Origin of the sequence: Selenomonas sp. WCT3, from assembly GCA_900100835.1 — a bacterium.
GTDB classification, from domain to species: domain Bacteria; phylum Bacillota; class Negativicutes; order Selenomonadales; family Selenomonadaceae; genus Selenomonas_A; species Selenomonas_A ruminantium_E.
In genome coordinates this window covers 39,691-53,033 of the sequence record FNCM01000012.1, presented here as the reverse complement: position 1 = coordinate 53,033, position 13,343 = coordinate 39,691, and the positions used below count along the sequence as shown (strand labels likewise).

Here is a 13,343-nt window from a genome sequence, read left to right as displayed (position 1 = left end):
TCCACCTTATTCCTTGTTATCCCGGCTGGCAGTAAGGATTACTGCCCCATCGGTCTGCTCCACCTGACGGATTTTCATGCCAAAGGGCAGTTTATTCGGTGCCGTCAGCTGAATATTGCCAAACATGTCGCCGAGCTTGGCTGTACCGATACGGGTATTTTTCATATCAAGCCTCGTCATAAAGAAATACAACGAGCCACTGTCTTCGAGAATCTTTCCCTCCATCTCGATATCGGCCACGCGGCCAAAGACCTTCGCATTTGCCGTCACCAGAATCCGTTCCCGGTTGATATCGACCTGGACATTCTCGATTTTGTCAATCTTGCGCTGGAGGACCTCCCGCAGATTCTCTTCATCCACGATCCCTTTTAAGGTAAGTTCCTCCGCATCGCGCACCTGAATTCCTTCCTCGCGGAATAAGGCCGGCATATCCAGCTGGACATTGCGCCCCTTGAGGGTAAGTTCCTTCAGGTAAACCTGTCCCACCTTGGCCTGATGCAGTACCGCATCCAGATTTTGAATCCGCCCTAAGGCCAATAAGGCCGACGGACTTGAACCAAGGGTAACCTGGACATCTTGAGCAGCCGTCCGCTGTGCAAGCTTTGTCCGGAAGGTTGACTGTGCCAGAAACGGCAGTACCGTTTCGCTTGACACGATTAATATTATGAATAACAAGCCCAGAATAGTCAAGCTTTTTCGCAAATCAAATCCCTCACAATGGAACAAGGAGCCAGGAACTACCATCCTGACTCCTCAAAAATCAAAATTCGTGATTGGCCTTGGCATTTAAGAAGGCGCGGATGAACGGGTCAATTTCACCATCCATAACGGCCTGAACATTGCCGGTTTCATGATTCGTGCGATGGTCCTTAACCATAGTGTACGGCTGGAATACATACGAACGAATCTGGCTGCCCCACTCGATATTCTGCTGGTCGCCTTCGAGTTTGGCCAGCTCTGCTTCCTTCTTCTCGAGTTCGAGTTCGAAGAGTTTCGCACGGAGCATCTTGAGGCACTGCTCGCGGTTCTGGAGCTGCGAGCGTTCATTCTGACACTGAACAACGATGCCCGTCGGCTCATGAGTCATGCGAACTGCCGAAGAAGTCTTGTTGATGTGCTGACCACCGGCACCGGATGCACGGTAGGTATCGACGCGAACATCCGACATGTTGATGTCAACTTCAACGGCATCGTCGATTTCCGGCATGATATCGCAGGCCGAAAAGGACGTATGACGGCGGGCATTGGCATCAAAAGGCGAAATGCGCACGAGACGATGAACACCCTTTTCCGACTTCAAGAAGCCATAGGCATTATGGCCCTTGATGAAGAGCGTTGCGGACTTAACGCCAGCTTCATCGCCTGGCAGCAGGTCGGCCGTCTCCACGGTAAAGCCATGGCGCTCAGCCCAGCGGCCGTACATGCGTAAAAGCATCTGGGTCCAGTCCTGGGCCTCCGTTCCGCCGGCACCAGCGTGCAGCGTAAGGATCGCATTATTGGCATCATAGGGGCCGGAGAGCAATACCTCCAGCTGGAGAGCTTCCAGGCCTTCAGCTACCGCATCGAGCTCCGCCTTGATTTCCTCTTCCATGCTCTGGTCATCTTCTTCCATGCCCATCTCGAACATGGTCTCAGCATCTTCATACTTGCTCAACAGACTCTTATACTTGTCGACACTGATTTTGACATCGTTAAGTTCCTGATTGATTTTCTGTGCCTGTTCGGCATCGTCCCAGAAAGTCGGCTCGCCCATCTTATACTCAAGTTCGGCGATTTTCTCTTCCTTAGCCGGAACTTCCAGGGATACTTCCATCTGGGAAAGCTTTCCCTTGAGCTCCCCCAGTTGTGGTTTTAAATCTTCTAACATGGTTCCACCTTTACTTTAACGCAAATCACTGCTGGCTTATTCGTTTCTGCCGCAGCAGTTCTTATACTTCTTGCCACTGCCACAAGGACACGGGTCATTGCGGCCGACTTTCTGGCCATCATTCGTCACCGGCTTCTTCTTAGCACCGGCAGCGCTGACTTCGTCACCATGGGAAGCCTGCGCATTCTGCAGATGGTCGGAAAGCTGGGAACGCTGCTGCTCAATAGTCTTCTCGAGCTTCTGTTTCTGCGTCTCATTGGCAGTTGGTGCTTCGCCCTCCTGCTGTGCTTCCATTGCCTGCTGCTGATCCGGCGTAATGATGCTTACATGATACATCATCGAAGCAATCTGATCCTGGATAGCTGCTTCCATCTCCTCGAACATGTCGAGGGCTTCGATTTTATACTCAACCAGCGGGTTGCGCTGACCATAGGCCCGGAGGTTGATACCCTCACGCAGCATGTCCATGTGGTCGAGATGCTCCATCCACTTGTTATCAACGACGCGGAGCATAACGACTTTCTCCAGCTCGCGCATGTTCTCTTCCCCGAAGAGGAGTTCACGCTGATGATAGCCCTCTTCGGCGACTTTCTCCAGCTCTTCTTTGAGGTCATCGCGGCTCATAGCGGAAAGTTCTTCCTTCTTGAGGCGTCCCACCGGAGCGTAAATCTTCTCGGCATCCTCGATGAGTCCATCGAGCTGCCACTCCTCCGGATACAACTGCTCATTGGCATACTGGTTCATCTCGTCTTTAATGATGTGCTTGACCATGCCCATGATGTTCTCCCGCAGGTTATCCCCCGTGAGAATCTTGCGGCGCTCGCCATACATAACTTCACGCTGCTGGTTCATGACATCGTCATACTCCAGGACATGTTTACGAATGTCAAAGTTGCGAGCCTCGACCTTCTTCTGGGCATGTTCAATGGAATTGGTGATGAGCTTATGCTCGATTGGCTCATCTTCCTCCATACCCAGCTTATCCATCATGCCGGAGATGCGATCCGAAGCGAAGAGACGCAACAAATCATCTTCCAAAGACAGGAAGAAGCGGGACTCACCCGGGTCACCCTGACGGCCCGAGCGGCCGCGCAGCTGATTATCGATGCGGCGGGACTCGTGGCGCTCCGTACCGACGATAAAAAGGCCGCCGAGTTCGGCTACGCCCTCACCCAATTTGATATCCGTACCACGGCCGGCCATGTTGGTGGCGATGGTAACGGCTCCACGCTGACCTGCATCCGCGATGATTTCTGCCTCTTTCTCATGGAACTTCGCATTGAGCACGTTGTGCGGAATGCCGCGTTTATGAAGCACGGCGCTGAGTTCCTCCGACTGGGTAATGGAAGTGGTACCGATAAGCACCGGCTGTCCCTTCTTATGAAGTTCCTCCACCAGCTTGCCCACGGCCTTGTACTTCGCCTTTTTCGTCTTATAGATGAGATCCGGATGGTCAATTCGCTGTACCGGACGGTTGGTCGGTACCACGATAACCGGCAGATTGTAAATCTTTAAGAACTCGTCTTCCTCAGTCTTGGCCGTACCAGTCATGCCGCCCAGCTTATTATACATGCGGAAGTAGTTCTGGAACGTAATCGTAGCCAGGGTCTGGGATTCGCGCTGGATCTTGACGCCTTCCTTTGCCTCGATGGCCTGATGGAGGCCATCGGAATAACGGCGGCCTTCCATGAGGCGCCCCGTAAACTCATCGACGATGATGACCTCATCCCCGCGAACCACATAGTCGCGATCGCGCTTCATCAAAGCCTTGGCTCGGAGTGCTGCCGTAAAGCAGTGGGACAGCTCGATGTTCTCCGGAGCATAAAGGTTATTGATGCCAAGGATCTTCTCGATTTTCGGCACCACGCTGTCCGCCGGAGCAACGGTCTTCTGCTTCTCATCCACCGTATAATCCGTTCCCTCTTTGAGGCCAGCAACGGCACGGGCCATAACGGCATACATATCCGTGGATTTTGCACCAGGACCGGAAATGATAAGCGGCGTACGCGCCTCATCGATAAGGATGGAGTCAACCTCATCGACGATGGCGAAGTTAAGCTCGCGCTGAACCATCTGGTCCGGATAGATAACCATGTTGTCGCGCAGGTAATCGAAACCAAACTCGTTATTCGTACCGAAGGTAACATCACAGCCGTAGGCGTACTTGCGCTCAGGGAAATCCATGTCATGGACAACCAGACCAACCGTAAGACCAAGATAACGGTAGAGCTTACCCATCTCTTCGCTGTCGCGGCGGGCCAGGTAATCATTGACCGTAATCATGTGAACACCTTTGCCTGCCAGTGCGTTGAGGTAAACCGGCAGCGTTGCCACCAGGGTTTTACCCTCACCAGTGCGCATCTCGGCGATTTTGCCCTCATGCAGACACATACCACCGATGAGCTGAACATCGAAGTGACGCATGCCAAGCACACGGCGGGATGCCTCGCGGACAACCGCAAACGCCTCCGGCAGAAGGTCATCCATCGTTTCGCCAGCAGCCAGACGCTCTTTGAACTTATTCGTATAGCCAGTCAGTTTATCATCCGTCAGATTCTGCATCTGCGGCTCGAGTGCGTTGATTTTCTCGACGACCTCGCGATAACGGGCTATCTCTTTATCGTTATTGTCACCTAAGAATCTTTTGAGAAATCCCAGCAAACAAAATCACTCCACTTCATTAATAGTCTTACCTTACAATATTAACAAACTGCTTGCTATAAGTCAATTAACACGAGATTATTATCCAACTCTTTTCCTATATATAATAAGGAAAGGCATCAAAAAAGACCTTCCCCGCAGGGAAGGTCCGAATTTTCCATATCAGTTACCGGATTCAATCAGGCCATAATTGCCATCCGTACGCTTGTAGACGACGTTGACTTCCTCCGTTTCCGAATCACGAAATACGAAGAAGTTGTGATTCAGGAGATTCATCTGCATGACAGCTTCCTGAACATCCATCGGTTTGACGACGAAGCGTTTCGTCTTCACGACCTTGTACTCCTCATCCTCCTGTTTCTCCGGGATAACCGAAGACTGCAGCGCCTCTGCCTTAAATCCGCCACCACGGAAACGACGAGCCAGTTTCGTTTTCTGTTTGTGAATCTGACGCTCCAGTTTTTCTACGACCAGATCAATCGACGTGTACATGTCCATCGTGGCTTCCTCGCCGCGAAGCAGGATTCCGCCCTGGACCGGCACCGTAACCTCCACAATATGGCGGCCTTTGGATACCGTGAGAAGCACGGAAATGTCACCGACATTTTCAAAGTACTTCGTGACTTTGCCAACGCGTTTCTCTACGTACTCACGCAGGGAAGGAGTGATTTCGATGTTCTTGCCTCTTACAGTGAATGTTGCCATAAGACACATCCCCTTTCTTATGATGGACCACAGCTTTTGCCATGGCTCTAATCGTATTAACCTGCCTCTCGGAAGGTTTATACTCATAGTATTCGCCACAATAGCCACAATCCCTTCTTTTCCTGCCAAGAAAAATCTGAAATTTCTATGAAAGGATTCATGGTTTCGGTCAGCCTATCAAAAAATCCCAGTTCTGCGAACTGGGATTCATCGTCGTTCATTAGGCAGTCTTTACGACATTCGAAGCCTGCGGGCCACGTGCACCTTCTACGATGTCAAACTCTACAGCCTGACCCTCGTTCAGCGTCTTGAACCCTTCGTCCTGAATTGCCGAAAAATGTACAAATACATCATCGCCGTCTTCGCGAGCAATGAAGCCATAGCCTTTTTCTGCACTAAACCATTTAACTTTGCCAACCATTGAGATTCCTCCTAAGTAGAAACTACCTTTTCCACATTTTTCTTGTGGTCACTCTCAATTATAATTGTTAGTAATTAAACTGTCAATATTTCTTATATCTGTTAAGAGACTTTTGAACGATATTTTGTCTTTATACAACACACAAATTCCAATCAAAGTACTTTAGATAAGAACAATTTTGTCCGTTCCTGCTGTGGATTTTCGAATACCTCTTTCGGATCTCCCTGCTCGATGATGCGGCCTTCATCCACAAACAGCAGCCGGTCGCCCACCTCCCGGGCAAAGCCCATCTCGTGGGTGACAATGACCATCGTCATGCCGGCCTTTGCCAGCTTCCGCATAACATCCAGTACCTCGCCGACCATTTCCGGGTCAAGGGCCGAAGTCGGTTCATCAAACAGCATGACCTTTGGCTTCATTGCCAGCGCCCGGGCAATCGCCACGCGCTGCTGCTGACCGCCGGAAAGCTGCGTCGGATAATTGTCAGCCTTATCGGCCACCCCAACCCGGGCCAGCAGCTCTCTCGCTTCCTTCTCAGCGGCCTCCTTGGAAACCTTCCGCACCTTCATCGGTGCCAGCATAATGTTCTCCAGAACCGTCATATGCGGGAACAAGTTGAACCGCTGGAAAACCATCCCCACTTCTTCACGAACCTTGTTGATATTGGCTTCCCCATCCAGCAGAATGCCATCCACCGTGACCTTTCCCTTGGTGGGAACTTCCAAATAGTTCATGCAGCGCAAAAGCGTACTCTTGCCCGAACCGGAAGGTCCGATGATGACAACGACTTCTTTTTCTTTTATGTTCAGGTCAACGCCCTTCAAGACATGGACGTCACCATAGGATTTATACAGGTTCTCAATGTTTATCATCAGTCTTGAACCTCCATTCCAGATAAGCGACAAAACGGGAAATCGACAGCGTCATAATCAAATAGATAATGGCAACGCAGGTCCAGATTTCCACCGAAGCATAGGTCTTCGCAATAATCAGTTGACCGCGGCGGGTGAGCTCCTCAAAGCCGATAACCGATACCAGCGAGGAATCTTTGAGCAGTGCGATAAACTCATTGCCCAGCTGCGGAATAACCCGCTTGAATGCCTGAGGGATAATGATATAACGCATCGTTTGTACCCAGGTCATGCCCAGCGAGCGGCCTGCCTCCATCTGCCCCTTGTCGATGGACTGAATACCCGAACGGAAAATCTCAGCGACATAAGCACCGGAATTTAAACCACAAGCGCTGATGGCAGCTACATACGGGTCACTGCGCTGACCGGTCAAAAGCGGCAAGGCGAAGTAAACGAGGAAAATCTGGATTAAGAGCGGTGTTCCCCGGAAAAAATCCACATAAATTGCCGCTAAAATGCGGAATATGCGAATGCGGACAATGCGGGCAATGCCCATAAACAAACCGATAATGATACCGACAGCCACGGAAAGGGCCGTAATCTTAATGGTAATTCCTGCCCCCAACAACAAGAGAGGGAAGGAATCCTGCACCAGCTGGAAATTAAAATCCATAATACTTCACCTAATTCCTCTAATTTCTCTATTCTTTAATAAATATTCAACCAACTGTAAACCTATAAACTTATTATATTTCAATGTCCTCTGCCTGTCAACATCGAGCTTCTTTGTCTTTTCGGCAAAAAAAATCATCGGTGAAAGCTATCACCGATGATTTTTTATACAACTTTTATGATTATTTTTTCTCGCCGAACCATTTTGCGAAAATCTTGTCGTATTCGCCGTTCTCTTTGAGTTTCTTCAAAGCGGCATTGATTTTCTCCTGCAGTTCTTTGTTATCTTTGCCAATAGCGATACCATAATCCTCAGCCGTCAACTTCTCCTCGAGGGCCTTGACGCCCTGAGCGCCATTCTTCGTGATGAAGTAGTCGTTAACCGGACGGTCATTTACCACCGCATCAACGCCGCCAGCTTTGAGCTCCATGAAGCAGTCAGCCGGCGTATTGAGAACTTTGACCTCAACGCCCTCAATCTTCTTGACTTCAGCCTCGCTGGTCGTGCCAATCTGAACGGCTACTTTCTTGCCCTTGAGGTCAGCAAACTTCGTGATAGCCTTCTCATCACTGCGAACCACCATCGTCAGACCGGACTGATAATACGGGTCAGAGAAGAGTACATTCTGTTTGCGCTCATCGTTGATGGTCATACCGGAGATAATGACATCGATGTTCTTGCCCTGCAAAGCCGGAATCAAACCATCAAAGCCCAGGTTCTGAATATCCACTTCATACCCCATCTCTTTGGCGATTGCCCGGATCAAATCCATATCGAAGCCCTGATATTCCTTCTGGCTCTCATCCTGGAACTCGAACGGAGCAAAGTCGATAGAAGCACCAACTTTGAGCACCTTCGCTCCCGAGCCGCTGCCCGACGACGTATTGCTGCTGCCACCGCATCCAGCCAGAGCAAATACCGCAAATGCGCAGACAGCGATACTTGCCAGTACCTTCTTCATTTTCATGAAAATCCCTACTTTCTCAAATTATTATACATTTACATTGAAACAAATAAAGCCCGAGCGTTTCGCCCGGGCTCCATTGCTCACGCACATTTATTATTATAGCACACACTGAGCAAACTTCAAGAGATTACTCTCTTTCCGCTCTTTTTTTGTTAAAGCAGTCACGGCAGTATACCGGACGGTCATTTTTCGGCTCAAACGGAACTTCCGTCTCTTTGCCACATTCTGCACAAGTTACCTTGAACATCTGGCGCTGCTCGCCACCCTCACGAGTGCGGCGGCGTTTGTCACGGCAGTCACGGCAGCGTGCCGGTTCGTTCTCGAAACCTTTCTCAGCGTAGAATTCCTGCTCACCAGCGGTGAACGTGAACTCCTTACCACAGTCTTTGCATACGAGTGTCTTGTCTTCGAAAGCCATAAGATAATCCCCTTACTAGAAAAAATAAAATAAAACTAAGATGTCCCCACTTCTCAAAGTGTTATAAAACGCTAAGAATCAAGAACGTCCCATACGATATTATACTTGACTACTGTCAAAAATGCAAGTTTTTTTATTATAGTTTAATTTGTGCAAAAATTCTTCCATATCTGACGATAGCCATTTTGCAGCTCATGCATATATTTTTTACTATCCATGAGCGGCGATTTGAGCAAGTTAGCCCGCAAGCCGGAATGATAAGCCCCCACCAATTCGGGGGATTTCCCCAGCTGAACTGCACGGCGTACATAGTTCAAATCGTTTTCCACCACGAGCTCCCGCACCCCGGCATTGGTGAGAATCGACGCGCCAAATCGTGCCCCGTGGCTGCGTCCCCGCAGGCTTACCACCGGCACTCCCATATAAAGTGCCTCACAAGTCGTAAGGCCGCCATTATAGGGCATCGCATCCAGCGCGATATCAATGTCCCGATACTGTTCCAAATAATCGGGGCTGTAGGGGCGAAGTTCAATCCGCGCCATATTCACCCCCAGACGGGCCAGACGTTCCTTCACAATAGCCTGCCCAGAAGGAATGCTGCAGATTTTCCCCTTGATGACCAAGCGGGAATCAGGCACCTGATCCAGGATGCTGCGCCACATGAGCAAGGTTTCATCCGTCACCTTGGCAAAGTTATTGAAGCTGCCAAAGGTAACATACCCATTGCGCAAACATGGCGCCTCAGTACCAGCTGATGGTATCTCCCGGGCAAATCCCGGACGGTAACAAAGATGGGAATCAGGAAGGCGCAGGATCTTCTCGACGAACCCCTCCGCCGTCGCTTCTCCAGTAGGCAGACATACCTCATCGGATAAGAAATAGTCCACCGTCGACAACCCTGTCGTATTCATATAGCCAATCCCTGCCATCTGGACCGGAGCCGGCCGGTAAGCCATAATAGGTAGACAGCTCCCCTGGGTATGCCCGGATAAATCCATCAAGATGTCAATCTGATCCTCGGCAATGAGACGGGCCGCAGTCCGCGGGCTGCGCCCTCGAAGGTCCCGCCAGTGAATATGGCAGGCCCGTATCTTCTTCGTGACATGGTCAGAACGCCCTGTCGAATAGCAATAAACGGAAAAATGTTCCCCATCATAATCTTTTAAGAGCGGTTCCAAAAAGGATGCCACCGCGTGTTCGCGAAAATCTGGCGACAAATAACCGATACGAAGCTTTTTCTCAGGCAGTTTCTTCACATCCTCATGAAGATATGGCGTAATGGAAAGCATCGGTTCATACGCCTCTGCCGCCCCCCGGCTCTCATAAATGGACTGCTCCCGGTAATTGCGCATAAAGAGGTACTTGCTGTACATCTCCGCCTTCTCCAGCGGCTCCTCACAGATTTCACTGCGAGCCAGAAGCTCTTTAGCCGCATTATCCGGGCGTGCTGCCAGATACTCCGCATCGGCCAGCCAGCCACGAGTTTTCTTCAGGATATGCGTCAATACCCCAAAGTAGGCATCATCTGGTTCCAAAGCATTCCGCTTGCGCTGCACTTCCGCCACAATCTCCCGCAGCAGTGGGATTTCCTCATCCAAGCGGAACTCCACTGCAGCCAAACCGGCTTTTACCATACGCCCCCGCAAATGCTTTGGTTTCTTGGCCAGGATTTCCTCCACCAGTGCCTGCGCTTCTTCGCGCTCACCGGAATACAGGGCGGCTTCGGCCATAACAGCCGCACCGTCCATGCTATCCGCATCCATATCCCACAACTCTTTTGCACAGGCACGCATCCCCCGCGGGTCGCCCTCTGCCGCAAACTTGTCTGCCAAGCTAAGCCAATTCAAAGCATCGTGATCCATTCCAAAAGAACTCCTAATTTGTCTCATAGTTTCGCATATTTTCCTATATTCTACAAAGTTGAATGATTTCCTGCTTCTTATTACAAAAAAAGCCCTTCCAATTAGGAAAGGCCCTCTCTTACACTTCCGGATTCAATTCCCCACCGTATTCCTTTACAAATATCTTCTGATATCCTTTATACTCCTTCGCTAGCGGTTTTTCCTTCGGACAATGGATGCACCAGAAATCTTTTTCCTGATTGGGGACAACCACCTTGAGTCCCCGGCGCTGCATTTCCTTGCACAGCGACGTGTCGTAGAGATGGAACCCCGTAAAGAGATCTTCCCGCCAGGGAATATCATACTGGGTTGCAATGAACAGGCCATCGACAGCCTCCACCTCCTGGCAAAGCCCCTCTGGCTCCCGGCACTGGGAATCCACAACGCTCTCGGGCTCGCAGGCATGCAGCACGCGGCCATAAGTCCGCAGGCCATCCCACCAGACACCGCTTCGCGGCAGGCTCCGGCAGCCAATCACCCCCACGGCACCAACCGAATCATCCCGGAACAACTGCCGCAAATCTGCCACCAGATTCTTATTGACCACCAAGGTATCCTGATGGAGATAAACCTTATACTTCGCATCGGACTGATGCATGCCGATGTTGTAGCCTGCACACATCGAAGCTGCGCCTCGCACGGGAATAAACTCGGCGGTCATCCCCGCCGGAATCTTGAGACTCTCCAAGTACAGGCGGCATTCGCTGTACCAATCCTCGCTATTGACGCAGGTAATGAAGGCTACCTTCGTATCATCCAAATCTTTTTTTATCGTCAAATCCATTCTCAACCCTCATTTCATCCCCTGCAGCTCCTGCTCCAATTCCTCAATCCAGCAAAGCTCCTCCCGCGAAGTAGCATTTTCCCTCGTGCATTCCAGCAGCGCCAAAATCTCATCCAGCTCCCGGCGAGAATACTTCATCAACCGCCGATAAAACCGTTCCGGGTGGAACACCGCCTGCCGGATAAAGTTGGCCACATAATCGGAAAAAAGCGCCGTCTGTTCATAAAACGCCCAGAATAAACGGCACTGATTTTCCGCGTCCACATCATACTCAATGCGGTGCAGATAATCCGAAAGCTCCTTGCGCTGCTCTTTCGTATACATCGACTTCAAAAGTGCCATCTCCGGCATGGAACGGTCAGCCCGAACCAGCCAGAACTCCGTATCCAGATCCTCATGGATGTTTTCAAAGCCAGCTGCCACCAGCCGCTCCACGATATCATCTTCAGCCCGGCGAACCTGCGGCCGCACGCGGACATTCTTATAATACGACGCATAAAGCAGCCGCTCAAACTCCGTCTTGGCATATAACCTGGTCACCAAATGATAGAAATGTCCTTCCATCATCTCCTCCAGGACCGACCAATGACGGATGTTGCGGAAACTCGTCAAGAATGCCCCGGTCTGTTTCAGATACAGCGAAAATCCCGCCGCAATATCCTGCGGATTCGCCACTGCCTCCAACGTCAAATCCGAAATGATGTAATCAAAAAACTCTCGTTCATAGGGCAGCCGCTCCGACAGATAGTCCACCACACGGAAATCCACCTGACAATCACCATACGGCTCGATGGCCTCCTCCTCAGCCGCCACCGCAAAAATCTCCGCCTGCGGAAACATCTGCCTAAGCTCCGGCAGATAATAAAGGCTTTCCACCACCAAAATCCGATACGGCAGTCCCCCCGCCTGCAAAAATCCCAAAAGTTCCGGCTTTATCTTCTCCGCCATCACAATCCCCCATCAGTCAAACCGTCTATTCACAACCTGGCCGCTTCGCTTTTTACTGCGGCCAATGCCGTCTCGATAACTTTATCCATATCATAATACTTATACATTGCCAGCCTGCCACCGAGAATCAGCTTATCTTCCTTCGCCGCCAGTTCTGCATACTTTTCATAGAGCTGCTGATTCCGTTCATTATTGACCGGATAGTAGGCCTCCTCGCCCGGTTTCCATTCCTGCGGATACTCACGAGTCACATAGGTCACCGGCTGCGTACCAAATTCAAAATGCTTATGCTCGATGATGCGCGTATACGGTACCTCGGCCGCCGTATAGTTCATGACCGCCACGCCTTGATAATTCTCCTGCTCCAACCGCTCGGTCTCAAACTTCAGCCCACGATACTCCAGCCGCCCGAGCTGATAGGCAAAATATTCATCGAGTGCTCCTGTATAGACCACCTTATGGGCTGCGCCTTCATACTCAGCACGCAAAGCATTATAATCTACACCAGTCCGCACCTCAATACCTTCCAGTAAGCCAGCAACAATCTTATTATAGCCGCCGATAGGAATGCCCTGATAGTGCGCATTGAAGTAGTTGTTATCATACGTATAGCGCACGGGAAGCCGTTTGATGATAAACGCCGGCAGCTCCGTACACTTGCGGCCCCACTGTTTTTCCGTATAGCCCTGAATCAGCTTTTCGTAGATGTCGCGGCCAACCAACGAAATTGCCTGCTCCTCGAGATTCTGGGGCTCGCCCTTTATCTCCGCCCGCTGTGCGGCAATCTTTGCCGTCGCCTCAGCCGGCGTCGTCACGCCCCACATGGCATAAAACGTATTCATATTGAAGGGCAGATTGTAAAGTTCCCCACGGAAATTGGCCACCGGCGAATTCACATACTGATTGAAGTCCGCAAACTGATTCACATACTGCCATACTTCCTTATTATTCGTATGGAAGATATGCGCGCCATATACATGCACATGGATGCCATCACGTTCTTCGCAGCGGATATTGCCACCAACTGCCTCACGCTTCTCCAGCACCAGACACTTCTTCCCCCGCTTCGTCATCTCATGCGCAAATACTGCGCCAAACAGGCCCGAGCCGACAATCAAATAATCGTATTTTGCCACAAACATCTACT

13 protein-coding genes are annotated in these 13,343 nt (G+C 50.6%); all 13 read right to left on the bottom strand.

Translation table 11 applies throughout. The features are described 5' to 3' along the window. Positions 1 to 6 precede the first annotated feature (6 nt). The gene (locus BLQ36_RS10380) at positions 7 to 702 is read right to left on the bottom strand and encodes an LmeA family phospholipid-binding protein (RefSeq protein WP_180364870.1); all 696 of its coding nucleotides are present in this window, start codon (positions 700 to 702) and stop codon (positions 7 to 9) included. 58 nt (positions 703 to 760) lie between these two features. Further along, positions 761 to 1,867, bottom strand: a complete 1,107-nt coding sequence (gene prfB / locus BLQ36_RS10375; RefSeq protein WP_074515528.1) for a peptide chain release factor 2 — start codon at positions 1,865 to 1,867, stop codon at positions 761 to 763. Between the two features lie 36 nt (positions 1,868 to 1,903). Next, complete coding sequence (secA, locus tag BLQ36_RS10370) at positions 1,904 to 4,528, bottom strand: preprotein translocase subunit SecA (RefSeq protein WP_074515527.1); 2,625 nt, start codon at positions 4,526 to 4,528, stop codon at positions 1,904 to 1,906. 162 nt (positions 4,529 to 4,690) lie between these two features. Beyond that, a complete protein-coding gene (gene hpf / locus BLQ36_RS10365; protein ID WP_074515526.1) occupies positions 4,691 to 5,233 on the bottom strand; it encodes a ribosome hibernation-promoting factor, HPF/YfiA family in 543 nt (180 codons plus the stop codon). 220 nt (positions 5,234 to 5,453) lie between these two features. Beyond that, positions 5,454 to 5,654 (bottom strand): cold shock domain-containing protein, encoded by a 201-nt coding sequence (locus BLQ36_RS10360; protein WP_074515525.1) that lies wholly within the window; start codon positions 5,652 to 5,654, stop codon positions 5,454 to 5,456. Between the two features lie 152 nt (positions 5,655 to 5,806). After that, on the bottom strand, positions 5,807 to 6,526 hold the full coding sequence (locus BLQ36_RS10355; RefSeq protein ID WP_074515524.1) for an amino acid ABC transporter ATP-binding protein: 720 nt from the start codon (positions 6,524 to 6,526) through the stop codon (positions 5,807 to 5,809). Continuing rightward, the gene (locus BLQ36_RS10350) at positions 6,513 to 7,178 is read right to left on the bottom strand and encodes an amino acid ABC transporter permease (RefSeq protein ID WP_074515523.1); all 666 of its coding nucleotides are present in this window, start codon (positions 7,176 to 7,178) and stop codon (positions 6,513 to 6,515) included. Before BLQ36_RS10350 ends, BLQ36_RS10355 begins: the two co-directional genes overlap by 14 nt. A gap of 181 nt (positions 7,179 to 7,359) precedes the next feature. After that, entirely contained in the window at positions 7,360 to 8,145 is a 786-nt protein-coding gene (locus tag BLQ36_RS10345; RefSeq protein ID WP_074515522.1) for a basic amino acid ABC transporter substrate-binding protein, read from the bottom strand. A gap of 127 nt (positions 8,146 to 8,272) precedes the next feature. Continuing rightward, positions 8,273 to 8,563 (bottom strand): zinc-ribbon domain containing protein, encoded by a 291-nt coding sequence (locus BLQ36_RS10340; RefSeq protein ID WP_033171385.1) that lies wholly within the window; start codon positions 8,561 to 8,563, stop codon positions 8,273 to 8,275. Positions 8,564 to 8,706: 143 nt separating this feature from the next. Beyond that, complete coding sequence (locus BLQ36_RS10335; RefSeq protein WP_081342319.1) at positions 8,707 to 10,425, bottom strand: hypothetical protein; 1,719 nt, start codon at positions 10,423 to 10,425, stop codon at positions 8,707 to 8,709. A 118-nt stretch (positions 10,426 to 10,543) separates the two neighbouring features. Continuing rightward, entirely contained in the window at positions 10,544 to 11,248 is a 705-nt protein-coding gene (locus tag BLQ36_RS10330; protein ID WP_180364869.1) for a glycosyltransferase family protein, read from the bottom strand. A 9-nt stretch (positions 11,249 to 11,257) separates the two neighbouring features. After that, entirely contained in the window at positions 11,258 to 12,196 is a 939-nt protein-coding gene (locus BLQ36_RS10325) for a hypothetical protein (protein ID WP_074515519.1), read from the bottom strand. Positions 12,197 to 12,225: 29 nt separating this feature from the next. Next, positions 12,226 to 13,338 carry a UDP-galactopyranose mutase gene (glf, locus tag BLQ36_RS10320; protein ID WP_074515518.1) on the bottom strand — a complete coding sequence of 371 codons (1,113 nt, stop codon included), beginning with the start codon at positions 13,336 to 13,338 and terminating at the stop codon, positions 12,226 to 12,228. Between the last annotated feature and the right edge of the window lie 5 nt (positions 13,339 to 13,343).

Coding starts and splice junctions, on each gene's coding strand:
- prfB (WP_074515528.1), bottom strand. CDS start 1,867: ATGTTAGAAGATTTAAAACCACAACTGGGGGAGCTCAAGGGAAAGCTT.
- hpf (WP_074515526.1), bottom strand. CDS start 5,233: ATGGCAACATTCACTGTAAGAGGCAAGAACATCGAAATCACTCCTTCC.
- BLQ36_RS10360 (WP_074515525.1), bottom strand. CDS start 5,654: ATGGTTGGCAAAGTTAAATGGTTTAGTGCAGAAAAAGGCTATGGCTTC.
- BLQ36_RS10355 (WP_074515524.1), bottom strand. CDS start 6,526: ATGATAAACATTGAGAACCTGTATAAATCCTATGGTGACGTCCATGTC.
- BLQ36_RS10350 (WP_074515523.1), bottom strand. CDS start 7,178: ATGGATTTTAATTTCCAGCTGGTGCAGGATTCCTTCCCTCTCTTGTTG.
- BLQ36_RS10345 (WP_074515522.1), bottom strand. CDS start 8,145: ATGAAAATGAAGAAGGTACTGGCAAGTATCGCTGTCTGCGCATTTGCG.
- BLQ36_RS10340 (WP_033171385.1), bottom strand. CDS start 8,563: ATGGCTTTCGAAGACAAGACACTCGTATGCAAAGACTGTGGTAAGGAG.
- BLQ36_RS10335 (WP_081342319.1), bottom strand. CDS start 10,425: ATGGATCACGATGCTTTGAATTGGCTTAGCTTGGCAGACAAGTTTGCG.
- BLQ36_RS10330 (WP_180364869.1), bottom strand. CDS start 11,248: ATGGATTTGACGATAAAAAAAGATTTGGATGATACGAAGGTAGCCTTC.
- BLQ36_RS10325 (WP_074515519.1), bottom strand. CDS start 12,196: ATGGCGGAGAAGATAAAGCCGGAACTTTTGGGATTTTTGCAGGCGGGG.
- glf (WP_074515518.1), bottom strand. CDS start 13,338: ATGTTTGTGGCAAAATACGATTATTTGATTGTCGGCTCGGGCCTGTTT.